The following is an 18,681-nucleotide window of genomic DNA, read 5'->3' as shown; positions in this document are numbered from 1 at the left end:
TTTTGTTTGTTCGTTACTTCTTAAGTGCTGCTTTCACTGCTTCAATACGTCGTTTTTCTTGCTCGTCACGAATCGCAGGGCCTTTAAAGCCCTCTTTGATTATGGTTTGAACGTCAACTGCCGCTGCTGCTTGGTAGGCTTGCCTAAAAATATCCGCCTGTGGATATGGTTGCGTTTCCAGTCCTTTACGACCAGCGTGATCCGCTTGGCAGCAAAGCAAGATATCTTGCAGACGTTCGGACTTACGCCACACATCAAGTTTATTGAGTATTTTAATTATGGTTTGTGGTTTAAGTTCAGCCGCGCGATGAATATTGGAGTGCTGTTCGCACACCATCAAGGCTAAATCACGAAACTCATTTGGTACCCGGACACGTTCGCACAGCTTTTTGATCAGTTTTAATCCTGTATGGCAATGCATTTTGTGGCTTGGCCATTCGCTCTCTGGCGTCACGCCTTTACCCAAGTCATGCACTTGGGCGGCAAACCTGACGGGGAGTGAGTTACTCAATTTTGCGGCTTGCTCTGCCACCATCAAAGTATGGATGCCAGTATCGATTTCTGGATGCCACTTCTCAGGTTGAGGCACGCCAAATAGTGCATCAATTTCAGGTAAAACCACGGTTAATGCACCACAGTCTCGTAGAACCGATAAGAAAATATCAGGGCGAGGAGTAGGGAGAGATTTATGCCATTCTTGCCAAACACGCTCGGGAGTCAGTGTACTTAGCTCTCCAGATTCTGCCATGTGACGCATTAACCGCATAGTTTCGTCGGCAACCGTAAAGTTTAGATCAGCAAGCTTTGCAGCGAAGCGAGCGACACGTAAAACGCGTAGAGGGTCTTCAATAAAGGCGTCTGATACATGGCGTAGCAGTTTATCGTTGAGATCTTGCTGGCCACCATATGGGTCATGGATCGTGCCATCACTCTCCATTGCCATCGCGTTAATGGTTAAATCACGACGTATCAAATCTTCTTCTAAGGTGACGTTTTGATCGAAGAAACATTCAAAACCAGTGTAACCAGAACCTGACTTTCTCTCTGTTCGTGCAAGGGCATGTTCTTCTTTACTTTTGGGATGCAGAAATACAGGAAAGTCTTTACCAACGGCGGTGTACCCTTGGGACAACATCATCTCAGGCGTCGCGCCTACGACCACCCAATCGTTGTCATAGCTATCAATTCCGAGCAATTTATCTCGAACTGCGCCACCTACTAAATAAACTTGCACGAATTACCTCTTAATTTATGGATATGCCGTTGGACATTGTAGCAAGCAATGGTACTTTTCTTTACTCCCGAGAGTAGATGCGGCTATGTTTATATTATATCTGACTATTCTCAGGTGGTTTTTTAGCTGGAGAGCCTAATGTATAAGGACTTTTTTGGGTTTGTCGAACAACCATTTTCGATTGTTCCAAACTCACGTTATTTGTATTTAAGCCAACGTCACAAAGAGGCAATCACACATCTCCAAGCCGGGCTAGGCGATGGCGGTGGTTTTGCTATGCTTACTGGCGAAGTAGGTACAGGCAAAACGACTGTCGCAAAAGCGATGCTGGCGAATTTGGGTGATAACACCAAAGCGGGTCTTATCCTCAATCCCACGTTTTCGAGTCGGGACTTGCTCGAAGCCATTTGTGATGAGTTCAAAATCACCTATCCACCAGATGCAAACCTCAAACAGCTAAACCAGGTTATCCATCAATATTTGCTGCGTAATTATCGTTCAGGCTGGCAGACATTGCTGGTCATTGATGAGGCTCAACACCTTGCTGCCGACGTTCTAGAGCAGTTGCGCTTGTTGACCAACTTGGAAACCGATACCAGAAAACTGCTCAAAGTGTTGTTGGTCGGGCAACCTGAATTGCAGCGGTTATTACAAACAACACAACTACGCCAACTTGCCCAGCGTATTACCGGGCGTTATCACCTGTTGCCGTTGGATGAAAAAGAGACAGAAGATTACATCGCATTTCGACTACATACAGCAGGTGGCGACCAGCAACTGTTTAATCGTGCTTCTTGTAAACTTATAGCCAAATACAGTCACGGTATACCGCGGCTCATCAACCTTATCTGTGACAAGTCCCTCAACATTAGTTATCACCAGGGTAATGTGGTTGTGGATAAGCAAACCGTTCAGCAGGCCTGTGAAGAGGTGATGCAGTTTCAGGCAGATATTTATCAGCAAGATAAAAAAGAGCGCCGGACTTTCCGTTGGCCTGCTTGGGGCTCTGTCACGGTAGGCCTTATTGCTGCATTAAGTACGGGGTGGGCGGTCGTGAATTATATGCCAGCTCAAGCGACGTCAGTGTTGACACAAGTGACGGAGCCAAGAGTAGAGCCAACACCAACCGTCGTCAGCCAACAGTTAACGGATGAGCAGCGTGCTTTATTGTTAACACAAAAACAGTCGAACCTCGCTGTAAATGATTTGTATCGTTTGTGGGGGTATCAAGCATCGGTTCGCGATAATCTTTGTTTGTCAGAACCGCAGTCGACTATGCGTTGTGAGCGTAAAATGGCGACTTGGCCGCTGTTGATGCAACAAAATCGCCCTGTGATCTTGGAGTTGAATTATCAAGGTGATGTTGGGTATGTCATTCTATATGCCGTCGGTAATGATCAAGCTGAAGTGCTCAATGGTAAGCAGCGTCTCCGTCTGCCAGTTTCGTGGCTAAAGCCGTTGTGGCAGGGAAATATTATCGAGCTGTGGCATGCTCCGCTGAATGAAACATTACGTTTAGACATGGAAGGCCCTGCGATTGAAGTATTAGACCGATTATTAGCAGAAGCGGTGAGTGAGCCACTACTTGAAACGTCTATTTTTGATGGTGCGATGAAAGAGCGAGTCGAGTTATTTCAACGTTGGCAAGGAATTGGTGTCGATGGTATTGCAGGTAAGCGAACGCTAGACCGACTTCAGCAAAATGTTCAGCCAGATGCGCCTCAACTGGCGAGAATAGAAAAGGAGGACGCATAATGTCAGCTGTGAAACATATAGGTCTGTTCTTGCTGCCAATCACTGCTTCTGCTATTGGAGTCGCTTGGTACTTAGATCTCTTTGCACCGAGTGTTGAAGTAGATACAACGTCCCCGATAGAAAAGGTTGAAGTGGTATCACCTTTCAAAGTATTAGACTATCCAGAGAACACCCAGTTGGCCCAATTGCCAAGAGAGTGGCCAAGTGCAGAGCTATCGCGTGATTTTGGTACATTTACCACCCCCGATGAATACACGAGCCATACACCAAGCAGAGATGAAACACGCAACTCAGCATCAACCCAAACGACTTCTGCTGCTGAAGAGGACCTCGGGTTGTCTTTGGATGATCTGGATTTATCCTCATTATCTCCTGATTTAGCTAGGAAGGTCGAAAATGCTTTATCCCGAGATGATGACAATTCATCATCACAAACGGCACGCGTGAACGATTTAGAGCGCAACGCTCACCAGTGGCAAGGGCGTCTACCTGCGCTTAATTTGCAAACCCATATGTATGCTAGTGATGAAAATCGCCGTTGGGTGAAAATTAACAATGTTGAGTATCATCAAGGGGATGTCGTTGATGATCAGGTCACTCTAAGAGAAATACAACCGCAAGCTGTGATTGTTGAGTTCCAAGGTGAGCAAATTCGTATACCAGCGTTGTATGAGTGGAAAGGGTAACTCTTGTAGAAACACATCAAGCCAGCGAAATTATATCGCTGGCTTTTTATTTTTCAGAGCATCTTTTGCATCTATTCTGGTGATGATTTTTAGATACTCAAACAAGCAAAATATAGCTTTTCTCAGTCGTTTAAATAGCACCAATATCATTCATCTATTGATAGCGCGATTCCAGTCAGCGTTGTGTAAAAAGACACCATTTTCACGAACTTCGGAGTAATGACTTGGTCCACGTTAGACCCCTTCACATAATAGGAGTCTAAACAGAGACACATGCGTATTCTGATTTTTTCTTTAAGTATTGTTGCATCGACAAGCTATGCAGCAAAGCCAGACCCATTCCCAGTTACACCAGATAGTCGCGGGCAAGATTTCATGGTCAGTGCGACGAATCCTTACGTGAGCAGTACCGGTTACTCAATATTGAAAGAAGGCGGTAACGCTGTTGATGCTATGGTCGCGATGCAGATGGTGATGTCTGTCGTTGAGCCAGATATGACCGGAATTGGCGGCGGGACTTTCGCGCTGTTTTATCAACATGACGAGAAAAAATTTCTGGCCCTTGATGGTCGAGATGAAGCGCCCTCTAGCGCGAACCCTGAAATGTTTGTTGAGAATGGGGAAGTACTCAGTCGCAACGAAATATTAGGCCCTCGTTCTGTTGCGGTTCCGGGCACGTTGCGGTTGCTTTACACCACTCATGAACAATACGGCAAGTTGCCATGGGCAGAGCTGATTAAGCCGGCGATTACATTGGCGAGCAATGGGTACGCGATGAACAGCTACACCTACGACATCGTAGTAAGAGAGCAAAGCCGACTTGAGCAAGATCCGGAAGTGAAAGCCTTGTATTGGCAAGGGGACGATATTAAGCCGACGGGAACCTTGATGAAGAACCCTAAGATGGCTGAGACGCTGAGGAAGATCGCGCAACAAGGCGATAGTTACCTTTATGGTGGTGAGCTTGGTCAGCACATCGTAGAGACGGTTAATAGTCGTATTGACGACCAACACGAAAAGTTGTCTTTAGAAGATTTTAAACATTACCAAGTGAAGCAGCGTGACATCATTGAGAGCGACTACCGTGGGAATAAAATCGTCTCTTTTGGTTACCCAGCTTCGGGCGGTGTGATGGTCGCTCAGAGTCTTGAACTGCTTGCACCCTATGACATTGCCCATATGGCGAAAACGGATGTGGAACCTTGGCGTCTCATGACTGAAGCGATGCGAATTGCAAAAGCCGATCGTATTGCGTATGCCGGAGATCCGGATTATGTGGAAGCGCCAGTTGAACAGTTATTGTCTAAAGCCTATCTAGATCAGAGACGTGATTTAATCCCTGATAATGGCACTTTAAAAGAGGATCCAAAAGCAGGACAGATAACGCAAACTCAGTATGCGCAATATCAAGGCTTCGAGAGCAAAGATACAGGGCACATTTCTATCGTTGATAGGGAAGGTAATGCGATTGCTATGACCAGCACCGTTGGCACGGGAATGGGATCTGGTGTCATGGTTGATGGCGTTATCTTGAATGCACAAATGGCGAACTTTTCACCTCAACCAACGCTTAACGGTAAGCCTACTCAAAACTCGATTGAAGCGGGTAAGCGTCCACGCTCAGCCATTACGCCATTAATGGTGATGGACAGTGATGATAACTTGCGTTTGGTGGTTGGGTCACCAGGTAGTTCACAAATCCCGGGGTATGTACTCAAAACCGTGGTTGGGGTGCTGGATTGGAATTTATCAGCGCAAGAGGCTATTGACTTACCAAACATCCAGTATGGCACTAAGATAGACCGCACCAAGTCTTATGACCCGACTGGTTTGCTGGTGGAAAAGAAAACGTTCGCAGAAATGTTGGTGCCTGAGTTTATGGAGCTTGGCTACCCAGTGCACGTTATTCCAGTGGTAAGCGGTTTGAATGCAATTGAGCTAAAAGATGGCAAGCTTTATGGCGCAACGGATCGTCGTCGAGCCTCTAGTTCAATGGGGGAGTAGTACTCACTTCTATCAAACGAAGCAAACTAAAAAGCCAGTCAATATCGACTGGCTTTTGCGTTCTTTTTATAGATAAAAGGGCGAAGGATTTATGCCCAACCCGCAGGTGAACGTTTTCTACGAGGCATGACATGCGGAAGAATCAAACCAAATAGTAAACCTAAACCTGCAACACCGCCGCCATAAGTGAAGTACTTAAGCAGCATGTCATCTTTTTGTGTATCCAGTTTTGCGCGTAGCTCGCGGTTTTCTGTTTCAACAGAAGTAAGCTGATCGCTGATCTCAGAGTATTTATTTTCTAGATCTGAAATTTGTTGGTTACGTGTTTCGAGAGAGGTAACAAGACCGGCTTTCTCTGCATCAGAAGTTTGACGAGCATTAGCAAGCTGCTCTTTTACTTCGGCTAGCTCTTTCTCAATGCGAGGAAGGCGAATTGCCATGCTCTCTTGGTTTGTCACAAACTTGCTTTGTACCCAACCAGTGCGACCACGGTCATCACGAACTTGCGTGTAGCCAGTATCTCGGTTGGTTTTAATCAGTTGTACTTTAGAACCGGCGTTAACACTACCAATAATACGGTAGGTGTTATTTGGACCTGAGTGCATAAAAGTGAAGAGGTCATCAGAAATATAACGGTCTGCTGCTAGGGCCGCTGGCGCTGCTAGCAAAGTAAACAAAACCGTGATGATTAGTTTTTTCACAGTAAATCCCTTAACGATTTTTCTTGGAGACAGCGTTGGCACCGAATGATTGGAGCCGGAAATAGACGAATAGTATGCAGTTTCAAACTTCGGTGCAACAAAGAAGGGAGGCAAAGCCTCCCTTTCTGTGCGTTTGAGTCAATAATGACAAAGCGCTTACATTCTATTGACGAGTGTCTTAAGCGAACATCGCTTGAAGTCCGTAGAAGAATACTACGGCCAATAACGCACCCGCTGGTAGTGTAACGATCCATGATGCCACGATGTTACGAACTACGCCTAGGTTCAGTGCTGCGATACCACGAGCAAAGCCAACACCGAGAACCGCACCAACCAATGTTTGAGTAGTTGAAATTGGCAGGCCTGTACCAGACGCTAGAACTACCGTACATGCTGTTGCTAGCTGTGCTGCAAAACCGCGGCTAGGCGTTAGCTCAGTGATGCCTGTACCAACGGTTGCCATTACTTTGTGACCCAGTGTTGCAAGACCGACCACGATACCAATACCACCAAGAGGTAGAATCCACCAAGCGATGGTGCTTTTCGTGCTGATTTCGCCCATGTGTTCAACAGTCGATACGACAGCAGATAGTGGACCAATGGCGTTTGCAACGTCGTTTGAACCGTGTGCAAATGCCATCGCACAAGCGGTGATAACCATCAGAACGCTGAAGATACCTTCCACGCCAGAAAAGCTGCGGTCCTCTTCGCGATTAGCGAATTTTTTCTGGATGTATACGTAGCCGCCAATCATCACAAGTGCTGAAACTGCTGCTGCCCACATCCAGGCTTCACCATTGGTCAGGTGAAGACCAACGTGTTTTAGACCTTTTTTGATGGTTACAAGTGCAATCACCATTGTTGTGATGAACATGTAAACAGGTACAAAACGTTTCGCGTTAAACAGAGGGTTCTCTGTATCAAAAATCAGGCGTTGTGCGCTGACAAAGATAACGTAAGCAAAGAAACCTGAAATCACTGGCGTAATAATCCAGCTACCAACAATGCCTTGAACGCTGCCCCAGTCAACCGCTTCAGTACCTACTGATACGCATGCAAAACCAATGATTGCACCGATGATTGAGTGAGTCGTTGATACTGGCCAGCCCATGTAAGAAGCAAGAAGCAGCCATGTACCTGCTGCTAAAAGCGCAGACATCATGCCGTAGACAAGAACATCTGGTTGACTAGCAAATAAAGAAGTTTCGATTACACCTTTACGGATAGTGTCGGTTACTTCACCGCCTGCAAGGTAAGCACCTGCAAATTCGAAGATCATCGCAATGATGATAGCTTGTTTTACAGTTAGCGCTTTTGAACCTACAGATGTACCCATCGCATTAGCAACGTCGTTCGCGCCAATACCAATCGCCATCATGAAACCAAAAATCGCTGCAACAATAATCAGGACAGTGCCGTAGTTCGCAAGGATATCCATCGTAATACCTAGTTGTTTTATAACAAGCGGAACAAAATTTTACGCGCGCCAAACCATAAGACGATGAAAATAGTCATCGTCCCTATGACACGTGTTAATTATGCTCTTCGTTATGTCGTTAACTTTATGTTTTAAGATCGAGATAGCATGACTTCCAAACGAGCACCTACGCGCTGCGCTTGGTCGGCAATACCACCTACCCATTCAAGAATCTTGTACAGGAACATGACATCGATAGGGTTCATGTCAGCTTCAATCACCATCAACTGTTGGCGAAGTTCAATCTGCATGGCATCGGTATCATCTTCGATAACGTCTAATTGATGAATCATTTCAGCGACGAGCGTCACTTCACGGCCTTTGAAGCCGGTTTCTAGCAATTCATCAAGTTCATTGATTACCTTTTGCGCCTGATCGGCAGCATCAAGACAACGTTGAACGTAAGCGAGGAAGTTTGGTTGGAGAGCCTCAGGGATGACAAGTTGACGACCATATACACGGCCAGCAATGTCTTTTGCCAGGTTTGCAAGTTTGTCCTGTTGAGTCAAAAGCTCAAGCATGTCAGTACGGTCGACTGGCATGAACAAACCGCGAGGCAGTTTTAGACGGATTTCACGTTTCAGCACATCCGCTTCTTTCTCTAGGTGAGAAATTTGTGCACGGATTTCTGCTGCTTTTTCCCAATCACCCTTTGAAGATACTTCAAAGAATTTCACCAAGTGTGAACAACATTCGTTGACACACACAACGTGGCGTTGCAAAGGCTTAATTGGGGACTTTGCAAATAACCCCATAATTGTATTTACTGGCATGGTCATTCAACCTAATAACTATAACCTTAAAAAAACATACACCATTTCTGAGTGCTTGGCGAAATGTTGAACGATGGCTATAAAGGCGCGCATGGTAACGCATTAAATCGCTCATTAAAACTGTTTTAGATCATCAATCCGGCGATATTTCTCTCTTGCCGTGTGAGAAATTACGCAATATCCTGTTTCTATCTGCTTTGAAAGGTATAGCTATGGAAACCGAAATAGAACTGAAGTTTTTTGTTTCTCCTGAATTTTCAGAAACTTTAAAAGAAAAAATTTCTGAGACAAAAGTACTTCAGCATAGTTGTCGTGACTTGGGTAACACCTATTTTGATACTGCCGATAAATGGCTTCGAAAGCACGACATTGGTTTAAGAATTCGCCGTTTTGATGATGTATTCGTCCAAACCGTAAAGACAGCAGGACGCGTCGTCGCAGGCTTACATCAAAGACCAGAATACAATGCTGAGCACACTAGCGACGAGCCTAATCTGTCGCTTCATCCTCTAGATATTTGGCCTCCAGGTAAAGATGCAGAAACGCTGCAATCCGAGCTTATGCCATTATTCTCGACCAACTTCACACGTGAACAATGGCTGATTGGCATGCCCGATGGCAGTCAGATTGAAGTTGCTTTTGACCAAGGCTTAGTTGTAGCCAAAGGTGAAGACGAAGAAGAGAAGCAAGAGCCAATTTGCGAAGTTGAACTGGAACTTAAGTCTGGCCAAACCGAAGCTTTATTCACACTGGCACGCAGCTTTTGCGAGCAAGGTGGTATGCGCTTGGGTAACTTGAGCAAAGCGGCGAAAGGTTATCGACTTGCAAGCGGTTATGCGGGTGATGAAGTAAAATCATTGGCACTTGTGGACAGTAGTCCGACGGATACCGTTGAATTTTGCTTGATCAACTCTTTAGAGCACGCTTTGTCTCATTGGCATTATCACGAGCAAATTTATGCTGAGCGTGACAGCGTGGAAGCACTGCGTGAAATCAGTAATGCCATTCGTTTCATTCGTCAAACATTGACCATTTTTGGCGGGATTGTCCCTCGTCGCGCGAGCGCGATTCTGCGCCAAGAGCTTAAATGGTTGGAAGAAGAACTGAGTTGGTTAGATGAGCATGCACACCTTGAAGAGCTCTTAGATGACAAAGGCAATGTGCTGCGTAAGTTGGATGCGCGTAAGTTCTTAGTATCTGAGCTGACTCAGCAGTTACAAGAGTTGCCAAGCCGTGAAGAAGTGCTAGGGTTGCTCAATTCCGCGCGTTACACAGGGTTACTGCTGGATCTAAGCCGCTGGATCTTAGCACGCGGTTGGCAGCCATTTCTTGATGAAAAAGCACGTGAAAAAATGGCAAGTAACATCATGCCGTTTTCAGTTACTCAGCTCGATCGCACTTGGGCTGAGCTAATGGAAGCTTTCCCAGCAGAGCGCGATTTGACGGCGCAAGAGTACGTTGATCAGCGTTATCGCTTATTGCGTAACCTCTATACTGGTATTGGTTTCGCGAGTTTGTATAACTCGGATGAGCGTAACAGCTTCCGTTTACCATGGGCGGATCTAGTGCATGGTATCGATGATCTGCTAATGCTGAACCACTTACTCCCGTTGGTTGATATGCTGGAAGACGCAGAAAAAGAGCAGTTAGAACGCTGGTTGCACCGTCAAGAGCGCTCAATTTTGCATGCAATGGATCAAACCCGAGCGATCAGTGTGGAAGTTCAGCCTTATTGGCGTGAATGATCGTTCTGGTGATAAGAACAAAAAAATAGGACCGCATGGTCCTATTTTTTTGTCTCTGTTTTACGTTGTTGTAGCTCTTTTTCCATGAAATCGAGTCGTTCTAGTATTTGCGCTTGTTGGCTTAGGAGCTGCTCGAGCATACGTTCTTTATTGATTGAACTGTGCGTCTGTTGTTTCGTTGGGGCAGTAAGGATAGAGGTGATAAGACCCGAGATCATACCAAAGATACCCACCCCGCAAACAATGATGATGACAGCCAAAAACTTTCCTATGGAGGTCACTGGATAATGATCGCCGTAACCAACCGTTGAGATTGTTACAAATACCCACCACAAAGCATCGGCGCCAGTACGAATATTCGCTTCTGGGTTTTTCGCTTCGATAAACAGCATTGCACTAGAACCGAGTGTTATGAGGATAACCATCAATAGCAGTATAGAGGCGACCGTGGTTTCGCGGCGGTTTTCTTTGAGCTGATGCAAAATGAACTTTGACGAACGCAGTACTAATACCACTCGCATAATATGAAAAATACGAGCAAAGCGCAGGGGCTCTATCAATGGGATGCTCGCCACGAAATCTATCCAATGACGTTTAAGGAATAACCAGCGATCTGTGGACCGGATCAAATCAATGGTGAGCTGTAGTAGAAAAATACTACAGATTATGAAATCCAGACCGATAAGAACTTGACGGGTTTCGTGATCGATCGGGAAAAACAACAAGCCAGAGATCACAAATAGTGCCATAAAAGACAATATTAGTGACAACAGGCCCATCGGTCGTGTGCTGTCTTTGATATCATTGTTTTTCATACGAAGCTCAAAATAAATCGCGTAACCACGCAAAGCGCGAACATAACTATAAGTAATATAAAGATTATAGATAAAGACTATATAAGACTCGGTGGAGAACTGACAATGGAAAAGCTGGCATTTAAGCCATGGGAAAGGGTCATATCCGACATTCGACTGGTGCCTAAAATGGTCATGTTGATGGTCTTCAGTACTGTCCTGATCGTGGCAAAACAACTGTGGGACGCAAACACTTTTTACGACTCACTTTTAGCGGCGACACAAAACGCGCAAGTTGCCCAACAGCATTATGAAGCATACTTAACGCAAGTTGCTTGGCAAACCGCCTTATTGATAGTGGTTTTTGTCGTGCTCTTATTAGCGGCGGCTAGAGTGATGTTGCGTCAAACACAGTATCTGAGCGACGCGATCAAACTGATGGCGAGCAAGAACCTCTCTGTTCCATTTGGTATGGATTGTAAAGATGAATACGGAGACGTGGCACGTGAATTAGAAAAGACACGTCGACAATTGCACGATGTGATTCAAATGCAAATTAATGCGTCTGATGAATTATCAACGCTCACCGAAGTCATGACACTGAGCATGTCGGAAACGAAGGAATCGGCGCAAGAAGAGTTTAACGAAATTGATCAACTTGCTACGGCGATGAGTGAAATGTCGTCGACGGTCCAAACGGTTGCGGAACATGCCCAGACGGCATCTTCTCTAACAGAGCAAGCTTCCGCGCAAGCAATTTCTGGTCAGCAGTTCTTGCAAAGTACAATGGCGAAAATGAGTGAACTTTCGTCGGATATCGCTTCATCGGCACAAGCGGTTAACCAAGTTGAAGAGCGTGTTGAAGCCATTGGTAGCGTTGTGGGGACGATTCAAGGCATTTCTGAACAAACCAACCTGCTTGCACTGAATGCGGCGATTGAAGCGGCGCGAGCTGGCGAGGCTGGGCGGGGTTTTGCTGTGGTTGCAGATGAAGTTCGTAACCTTGCCCAACGCACACAACAAGCGACGGTAGAAATTCAAGAGATGATCGCACAGCTGCAAACCAGTGCTGAATCTGCGGTAGAACTCATGGAAAAAAGCGTTGTAGAAGCGGCAGATGGAAACGAGCTGGTTTCTAATGCTGGATCTGAGCTCGATGGTATTGTTGGGCAAGTGACGCAAATCAATGACATGAACTTCCAGATCGCGACGGCGTCTGGTCAGCAAAGCAGTGTTGCAGAAGAGATGAGCCAAAACCTCACCAATGTACGTGAGTTGGTGGAAGCCTCAGTTGTTGTTGTTACCGAGCTGCTAGAAACCTCTGAAATGATGCAAAATAATGCAGGTGAGCTAGACAAGAAGATCAAATCTTTCCAAGTTTAATATTCGATCCCGAACTTTTGATAAAACGCCCACAAACCTTTTGTGGGCGTTTTTATTTGCTTTCAGTCTGGTATAAAGAATGAGTTACCGTGCTTTTCAAACAAGGAAGAAAAATGCAGCTGCCTTCGCCACTGATTTCTATCGCTGAATCTGCCGTACAAAACGCCCAAGACGCAGGTTATTTTCCCCTTTGGCCCGATGAGGTTGCGCAGCAATTTCGTTATGTGGCGGGCTTAAGCCAATTTATAACCGAAGCCATTCATCGCGATGAAGTCCTAGCCCGTGAGTTGCCAAGTATGTTAGCGCAGCCAAGTCGTCAGGAGTCTTACCGCTCACGTCTTGCTGAACTGTTGGAACAATGTCCTGATGAGATGTCTGGTCATCGCGTGTTGCGTCAGTTTCGCAACCGAGAAATGGTGTACATTGCGTGGAAGGATTTCACGCATGCATGGTCGCTAGAGACGTCTTTAAGCCACTTATCTGAGTTGGCAGAAGCGATGATTTTTGAAACCTATCAATGGCAATATCAAGTGTGTTGTCAGGAGTGGGGCACACCAACAAGTGAGGACGGTGAAGTGCAGCCGATGTTAATTATCGGCATGGGGAAACTGGGTGGTGGCGAGCTAAACTTTTCTTCCGATATTGATCTAATTTTCACGTACCCAGAGAATGGCGAAACCCAAGGCGCACGCCGAAGCATTGCCAATGCCCAGTTCTTTACTCGTCTTGGTCAACGCATCATCAAAGCGCTCGACCAACAAACCTTCGATGGTTTTTGCTACCGCGTCGACATGCGACTTCGCCCATTTGGAGAAAGTGGCCCCTTGGTAATGAGCTATGCCGCACTTGAAGATTATTACCAAGAACAGGGGCGAGATTGGGAACGTTACGCGATGATCAAAGCTCGGGTGATGGGATGTGAGATGTACCCGCAGTATCAAGAGCTACGCCAAATGCTGCGCCCTTTTGTTTTTCGTCGTTATATTGATTTCAGTGCGATTCAATCTTTGCGACGAATGAAGTCGATGATCAGTAGCGAGGTTCGCCGCCGAGGGTTGAATAACAACATTAAGCTAGGTGCGGGTGGCATCCGAGAAATTGAATTTATCGCTCAAGTTTTTCAATTAATTCGAGGTGGTCGAGAGCCTTCTTTGCGTAATCGAGGGCTGTTGGAAACGCTGCAAGGCATTGAAGAGCTGGCATTGCTTACTCCACAAGAAGTCAGCGATCTAGAAGCCGCATACAAGTACTTGCGTCAATTAGAAAACTTGTTGCAAGCAATGGCGGATAAGCAAACCCAGACGCTGCCTGATTGCGAAACCGAACGCTTAAAGCTCGCCACCGCGATGAAAATGAGCTGTTGGGAGCAATTAATTGAGCAAACCCAGCAGCATATGGCAAATGTTCACCAAGTTTTTGAATCACTAATTGGTGATGATGAAGAAGACGAGGGGACTACCGTTGCTCGTCATTTTCATGAGCTATGGGATATGGCCGACAAACAAGACGTTCTTGAGCATATCTTGCAGCAGGATATTCAGATTGAAGACTTTGCTTCATGCGCGAAAACCATCATCAACTTTAAAACCGATCTGGCCAAAAAAACGTTAGGCCCACGTGGACGCGAAGTGCTCAATCGTTTGATGCCGAAAGTGTTTGATGCGGTGTTTGCCCATCCTGATGCACAGTTTGGTTTATCTCGTGTACTTCATTTGCTACACAACATCTGCACTCGCACAACTTACTTGGAATTATTGGATGAGCATCCAGCGGCTCTGGTGCAGCTCGTACGTTTGTGTACCGCAAGCCCAATGATTTCAGAGCAGCTGTCTCGTTATCCTATCTTGCTTGATGAGTTAATCGACCCTGCGCAGCTGTACAATCCCATTCCATTAGACAGTTACCGTACAGAGCTGCGTGATTATTTGGCGCGTATTCCTGAAGATGATATGGAACAGCAAATGGAAGCGTTGCGTCAGTTTAAGCAAATTTGTATTTTGCGTATTGCAGCGGCAGATATTGCTGGCGCATTGCCAGTGATGAAAGTGAGTGACCATTTAACTTATTTAGCGGAAGCTATCGTGGATGCGGTGATCTGTCAGGCTTGGTTGCAAGTATCTGAAAAGTATGGCGAGCCAACGCATGTGAAAGATCGTGAAGGCAAAGGCTTTGCTGTAATTGGCTATGGTAAAGTCGGAGGGTGGGAGCTCGGCTATAACTCCGACTTGGATATTGTCTTCATGCATGACTGCCCAGTCAATGTCTACACTGACGGCAAAAAAGAGATTGATGGTCGTCAGTTCTACCTTCGTTTAGCACAGCGTATCATTCATATTTTCTCCACTCGCACCGCTTCCGGTATTTTATACGAGGTCGATACCCGATTGCGTCCGTCCGGTGCATCGGGTTTGTTGGTTAGCCCAACGGACGCGTTCGACGACTATCAACATCAAGACGCGTGGACATGGGAGCATCAAGCACTTGTCCGCGCGCGCATGATTTATGGTGATGAACCACTGGCGATTGCATTTCACAATACGCGGCATGATGTGTTGTGCAAAGCACGCGATCAAGCTGAACTGAAAAAAGACGTTGTCGAAATGAGAGAAAAAATGCGCGGTCATCTTGGGGGGAAAAAGCCAGGCCGCTTTATGCTCAAGCAAGATGTAGGTGGGATTACCGATATCGAATTTCTCGCTCAGTACCTAGTGCTCAACTATAGTCACGATAAGCCGAAATTGACGCGTTGGTGTGATAATGTGCGCATCTTTGAAACGCTCATTGCGCAAGATGTTATGGACGAAGACCAAGCAATGCAGTTGATACGTGCTTACACGACAATGCGCAACGAAATACACCGCCGAAATCTACTCAATTTAGACGCTGATGTGGTGGAAGATAAGTTTGTTGCCGAAAGGGAGTGGGTAAAACAGGCTTGGAATCAGTGGTTCAGTTAAGACCATATATTTAGCCTCGATAAGGGCTGTGATAAACTCACTTCGATTTAATTTTTGGAGACCAACAATGAAACCAATTCTACCTGATTACAACAGCGCTGGTGTGCTCATCATCGGTGATGTCATGCTAGATCGTTACTGGTATGGCCCAACCGGGCGCATTTCTCCTGAAGCGCCGGTTCCTGTTGTAAAAGTAGAAAACAATGAAGAGCGTCCTGGTGGTGCTGCGAACGTTGCGATGAACATCGCATCACTAGGTGGCCATGCTCACATTGTTGGTCTAACTGGGGAAGATGAGCCTGCAAAAGTGCTGACGGAGACGCTGAGCTCACTCAATGTGAAGTGCGATTTCGTTGCACTGCCTGATTACCCAACGATTACGAAGCTTCGTGTAATGAGCCGTGGACAACAGCTTATTCGTCTCGACTTCGAAGACAAGTTTGAAAACACAGATTCTGCGCCAGTGTTATCTCGAATGGATGCCGCACTGCCAAACGTTAAAGCCGTGATTATGTCTGATTACGCAAAAGGTTCGTTAGAGCATGTTCAGGCATACATTCAAAAAGCGCGCGCAGCAAATATTCCGGTTTTCATTGACCCGAAAGGTGCGGATTTTGAACGCTACCGTGGCGCAACACTTCTTACGCCAAACATGAAAGAGTTCGAAGACGTTGTAGGTAAAGTGAAATCTGACCAAGAGCTAGTAGAGAAAGCACTGGCTTTGGTTGAAGAGTTTGAATTTGAAGCGCTTTTGGTGACACGCAGCGAAAACGGAATGACCTTGATTCGTCGTGGCCAGGAACCGTTCCACCTTCCAACTCAAGCGAAAGAAGTGTACGACGTGACAGGTGCGGGCGACACGGTTATCTCTGTATTGGCAGCGTCTGTTGCCGCAGGCAAATCATTTGAAGAAGCGTGTGCATTAGCAAACGCAGCGGCAGGTGTTGTGGTTGGTAAACTAGGCACGTCAACGCTTTCTGAGATTGAATTAGCAGAAGCGGTACATGGCAGCCAAGACACGGATTACGGTGTGATTTCAGAAAAAGCACTGATCGAAGCGGTGAAAAAAGCACGAGCTCGTGGCGAGAAAGTCGTTATGACAAATGGCTGCTTTGATATTCTACACGCTGGGCATGTGTCTTACTTAAACCATGCTGCTGAACTGGGCGATCGCCTAATCGTTGCGGTAAATACCGATGAGTCAGTAAAACGCCTTAAAGGCCCTGGTCGTCCGGTAAACCCAACCGATCGCCGCATGGCGGTGTTGGCAGGTTTGGGCGCTGTGGATTGGGTTGTACCATTTAGTGAAGATACGCCGCAGCGTTTGATCTCAGAAGTTCTACCAAGCTTGCTAGTAAAAGGCGGTGACTACAAACCAGAAGAGATTGCTGGTGGTAAAGAAGTCATTGCGGCGGGTGGTGAAGTTCGTGTATTGAACTTTGAAGATGGCTGCTCGACCAGTGAAATCATTAATGCAATCAAAGGCGGTAAGGGCTAAGCTTGCTGTTTGTTAGCATTGAAATGCTATTTACTTATAAAGGTCGCTAAGTGCGGCCTTTTTGATACTTGATGCTCAGAGACACTTATAGGCTCTGAACTATAAGTAATAAAAAACGCCAGCTGATAACTCAACTGGCGTTTTTTATTTATTAAGGCCTGGAGTATTCAGTTCGCGGTTATTTTGCCGCTTTCAAACCTGCATCAACATCCAAGATGTCTTGTTCGCTTAGCGTACCAACGGCTTGGCGTAGCTGAAGAACACTTAAAATGTAGTCGTAACGAGCGTTCGATAGGTTTTTGTTCGCATCGTATAGACGACGAGTCGCGTCCAGTACATCAACGATAGTACGAGTACCTACATCAAAGCCAGCTTCTGTTGCTTCTAGTGCAGAGCGTGCAGAAATAACCGCTTGCTCATACGCACGTAATGCGCCGATAGAGGCGTTAATGTTGTTGTTTTGTGCGCGAACATCTTTGACTACGCTACGGTACTGTGCTTCAAGATCTTCGCTTGCTGCCACGTACGCGTATTCAGCTTGTTTGGTTTGAGAGGTTACGTTACCACCTGTGTATAGCGGTACAGCAAGGTTCACACCAATATTGAAGTTGTCTGTCGTGTTGTCACGAGAGCTATGAGAAGTATCACCGTAGTTGTAACCACCGTCTAGAGAGAGCGTTGGTAGGTGGCCAGAGCTTGCTAGTGAAATATTGTCACGCGCAATGTCTTGAAGAATACGTGAAGATAGCAAGGTCAGGTTTTTGGTTTTTGCTTCATCAATGAGCGATTCAGCTGGTACGGTCGATGGGCTAGCAGTGAAGCGGCCAGTGTCCAAAATGTTGAGATCTTTGTGCTCTTGGCCTGTAATTTCACGCAGTGACTCGTAGCTATTAGTTAGCGCGTTTTCTGCCAACACTTCGTCCGCTAGCACTTGGTCGTACTGAGCTTGTGCGTCATGCACGTCAGTGATTGCAGACAAACCTACTTCAAAACGCTGTTTAGTTTGCTCAAGTTGACGGCCAACCGCGGCTTTTTCTGCACGTACGAAAACAAGATTATCTTGTGCGCGTAGAACTTCAAAATACGCTTGTGACACGCGAAGAATCAGTGCCTGTTGCGTCGCTGCGTAAGTTGCGTCTGCTTGGCGAGCACTTTTCTCAGCAGTATCTAGAGAGATCCAAGATGCGCGGTTGTAAAGTGCTTGTGAAAAGCTAACGCCAGCGGTTAGTGCGTTGCCATCGTTTGATACGTCGCTAATTAGATTTGAATCGTATTCAGTATCACCACGAGTTAAATTGTAACCCGCAGTAAGGTTAATTTGTGGTAATAGAGCACTACGGCTTGAGGTGATTGCTTCGAAAGCTTGGTCACGTTGTGCTGCTACACTGAGCAATTGTGGATCATTTTGTTTTGCCAAGTCGTAGATTTCAGCCAAAGAGTCTGCGAACGCAGACGTACTCATGCTACCTAGCGCTGCACTGATAAATAGTGGAAGCAATTTTTTCATTTTCTATTCCCGCGGTCCATAGATTGGTTAATTCTCAGTAGTTTAACTCAATTTGCACGATATTTACTCTAAAGTTTGCACTTTTTTACACGTAATTATCCACTTGTGCAATAAATTTTTAGCAAAGACTTAAATTAATTTGTAACTATTATACAAAAAGTTGAGCC

Annotated in this window: 13 protein-coding genes; 7 read left to right on the top strand and 6 right to left on the bottom strand. The window is 46.0% G+C overall.

Features of this window, described 5'->3' with window-relative positions; all coding sequences use genetic code 11:
• Nucleotides 1-13 precede the first annotated feature (13 nt).
• Entirely contained in the window at nt 14-1,234 is a 1,221-nt protein-coding gene (locus tag R7M92_RS16115) for a multifunctional CCA addition/repair protein (protein WP_318133824.1), read from the bottom strand.
• Nucleotides 1,235-1,372: 138 nt separating this feature from the next.
• Here R7M92_RS16115 and R7M92_RS16110 point away from each other — a divergent pair, with 138 nt between their 5' ends.
• The 3 genes from R7M92_RS16110 (at nt 1,373) to ggt (ending at nt 5,679) form a co-directional block, all read left to right on the top strand.
• On the top strand, nt 1,373-2,989 hold the full coding sequence (locus R7M92_RS16110; protein WP_104975840.1) for an ExeA family protein: 1,617 nt from the start codon (nt 1,373-1,375) through the stop codon (nt 2,987-2,989).
• Complete coding sequence (locus R7M92_RS16105; RefSeq protein WP_005387437.1) at nt 2,989-3,675, top strand: general secretion pathway protein GspB; 687 nt, start codon at nt 2,989-2,991, stop codon at nt 3,673-3,675. The genes R7M92_RS16110 and R7M92_RS16105 overlap by 1 nt, the downstream gene beginning before the upstream one ends.
• Before the next feature lie 273 nt (nt 3,676-3,948).
• On the top strand, nt 3,949-5,679 hold the full coding sequence (gene ggt / locus R7M92_RS16100) for a gamma-glutamyltransferase (RefSeq protein ID WP_318133821.1): 1,731 nt from the start codon (nt 3,949-3,951) through the stop codon (nt 5,677-5,679).
• An 89-nt stretch (nt 5,680-5,768) separates the two neighbouring features.
• Here the strand turns inward: ggt and R7M92_RS16095 are convergent, their stop codons facing one another.
• The 3 genes from R7M92_RS16095 to R7M92_RS16085 form a co-directional block, all read right to left on the bottom strand.
• Nucleotides 5,769-6,380: a TIGR04211 family SH3 domain-containing protein gene (locus tag R7M92_RS16095; RefSeq protein ID WP_005379900.1), complete on the bottom strand. Its 612-nt coding sequence runs from the start codon at nt 6,378-6,380 to the stop codon at nt 5,769-5,771.
• Between the two features lie 178 nt (nt 6,381-6,558).
• A complete protein-coding gene (locus R7M92_RS16090; protein ID WP_005379898.1) occupies nt 6,559-7,818 on the bottom strand; it encodes an inorganic phosphate transporter in 1,260 nt (419 codons plus the stop codon).
• 131 nt (nt 7,819-7,949) lie between these two features.
• Nucleotides 7,950-8,630 carry a TIGR00153 family protein gene (locus R7M92_RS16085; protein ID WP_005379896.1) on the bottom strand — a complete coding sequence of 227 codons (681 nt, stop codon included), beginning with the start codon at nt 8,628-8,630 and terminating at the stop codon, nt 7,950-7,952.
• Between the two features lie 212 nt (nt 8,631-8,842).
• Between R7M92_RS16085 and R7M92_RS16080 the strand changes: the two genes are divergently transcribed.
• The gene (locus R7M92_RS16080; RefSeq protein WP_005379894.1) at nt 8,843-10,375 is read left to right on the top strand and encodes an inorganic triphosphatase; all 1,533 of its coding nucleotides are present in this window, start codon (nt 8,843-8,845) and stop codon (nt 10,373-10,375) included.
• A 41-nt stretch (nt 10,376-10,416) separates the two neighbouring features.
• Here the strand turns inward: R7M92_RS16080 and R7M92_RS16075 are convergent, their stop codons facing one another.
• On the bottom strand, nt 10,417-11,190 hold the full coding sequence (locus R7M92_RS16075) for a potassium channel family protein (RefSeq protein ID WP_005387432.1): 774 nt from the start codon (nt 11,188-11,190) through the stop codon (nt 10,417-10,419).
• A gap of 105 nt (nt 11,191-11,295) precedes the next feature.
• Here R7M92_RS16075 and R7M92_RS16070 point away from each other — a divergent pair, with 105 nt between their 5' ends.
• The 3 genes from R7M92_RS16070 to hldE all read left to right on the top strand — a co-directional run bounded on the left by R7M92_RS16070 (nt 11,296) and on the right by hldE (nt 17,007).
• Nucleotides 11,296-12,552, top strand: coding sequence for a methyl-accepting chemotaxis protein (locus R7M92_RS16070; RefSeq protein ID WP_005379890.1), 1,257 nt, complete (start codon nt 11,296-11,298; stop codon nt 12,550-12,552).
• Nucleotides 12,553-12,665: 113 nt separating this feature from the next.
• Nucleotides 12,666-15,509 carry a bifunctional [glutamate--ammonia ligase]-adenylyl-L-tyrosine phosphorylase/[glutamate--ammonia-ligase] adenylyltransferase gene (gene glnE / locus R7M92_RS16065; protein WP_137281700.1) on the top strand — a complete coding sequence of 948 codons (2,844 nt, stop codon included), beginning with the start codon at nt 12,666-12,668 and terminating at the stop codon, nt 15,507-15,509.
• Between the two features lie 67 nt (nt 15,510-15,576).
• A complete protein-coding gene (hldE, locus tag R7M92_RS16060) occupies nt 15,577-17,007 on the top strand; it encodes a bifunctional D-glycero-beta-D-manno-heptose-7-phosphate kinase/D-glycero-beta-D-manno-heptose 1-phosphate adenylyltransferase HldE (protein ID WP_017633601.1) in 1,431 nt (476 codons plus the stop codon).
• A 178-nt stretch (nt 17,008-17,185) separates the two neighbouring features.
• Here hldE and tolC read toward each other — a convergent pair whose 3' ends face one another.
• Complete coding sequence (gene tolC / locus R7M92_RS16055; RefSeq protein WP_005379884.1) at nt 17,186-18,514, bottom strand: outer membrane channel protein TolC; 1,329 nt, start codon at nt 18,512-18,514, stop codon at nt 17,186-17,188.
• Nucleotides 18,515-18,681: the final 167 nt, after the last annotated feature.

This window comes from Vibrio sp. Vb2880 (genome assembly GCF_033337975.1).
GTDB lineage: Bacteria > Pseudomonadota > Gammaproteobacteria > Enterobacterales > Vibrionaceae > Vibrio > Vibrio alginolyticus.
Note: the sequence above shows the minus strand (reverse complement) of the source record. Positions and strands in the feature narration are given on the sequence as shown.

What these genes read in the sequence shown, in the direction of transcription:
- R7M92_RS16110 (WP_104975840.1), top strand. Translation starts at nt 1,373, where the DNA reads ATGTATAAGGACTTTTTTGGGTTTGTCGAACAACCATTTTCGATTGTT.
- R7M92_RS16105 (WP_005387437.1), top strand. Translation starts at nt 2,989, where the DNA reads ATGTCAGCTGTGAAACATATAGGTCTGTTCTTGCTGCCAATCACTGCT.
- ggt (WP_318133821.1), top strand. Translation starts at nt 3,949, where the DNA reads ATGCGTATTCTGATTTTTTCTTTAAGTATTGTTGCATCGACAAGCTAT.
- R7M92_RS16090 (WP_005379898.1), bottom strand. Translation starts at nt 7,818, where the DNA reads ATGGATATCCTTGCGAACTACGGCACTGTCCTGATTATTGTTGCAGCG.
- R7M92_RS16085 (WP_005379896.1), bottom strand. Translation starts at nt 8,630, where the DNA reads ATGCCAGTAAATACAATTATGGGGTTATTTGCAAAGTCCCCAATTAAG.
- R7M92_RS16080 (WP_005379894.1), top strand. Translation starts at nt 8,843, where the DNA reads ATGGAAACCGAAATAGAACTGAAGTTTTTTGTTTCTCCTGAATTTTCA.
- R7M92_RS16075 (WP_005387432.1), bottom strand. Translation starts at nt 11,190, where the DNA reads ATGAAAAACAATGATATCAAAGACAGCACACGACCGATGGGCCTGTTG.
- R7M92_RS16070 (WP_005379890.1), top strand. Translation starts at nt 11,296, where the DNA reads ATGGAAAAGCTGGCATTTAAGCCATGGGAAAGGGTCATATCCGACATT.
- glnE (WP_137281700.1), top strand. Translation starts at nt 12,666, where the DNA reads ATGCAGCTGCCTTCGCCACTGATTTCTATCGCTGAATCTGCCGTACAA.
- hldE (WP_017633601.1), top strand. Translation starts at nt 15,577, where the DNA reads ATGAAACCAATTCTACCTGATTACAACAGCGCTGGTGTGCTCATCATC.
- tolC (WP_005379884.1), bottom strand. Translation starts at nt 18,514, where the DNA reads ATGAAAAAATTGCTTCCACTATTTATCAGTGCAGCGCTAGGTAGCATG.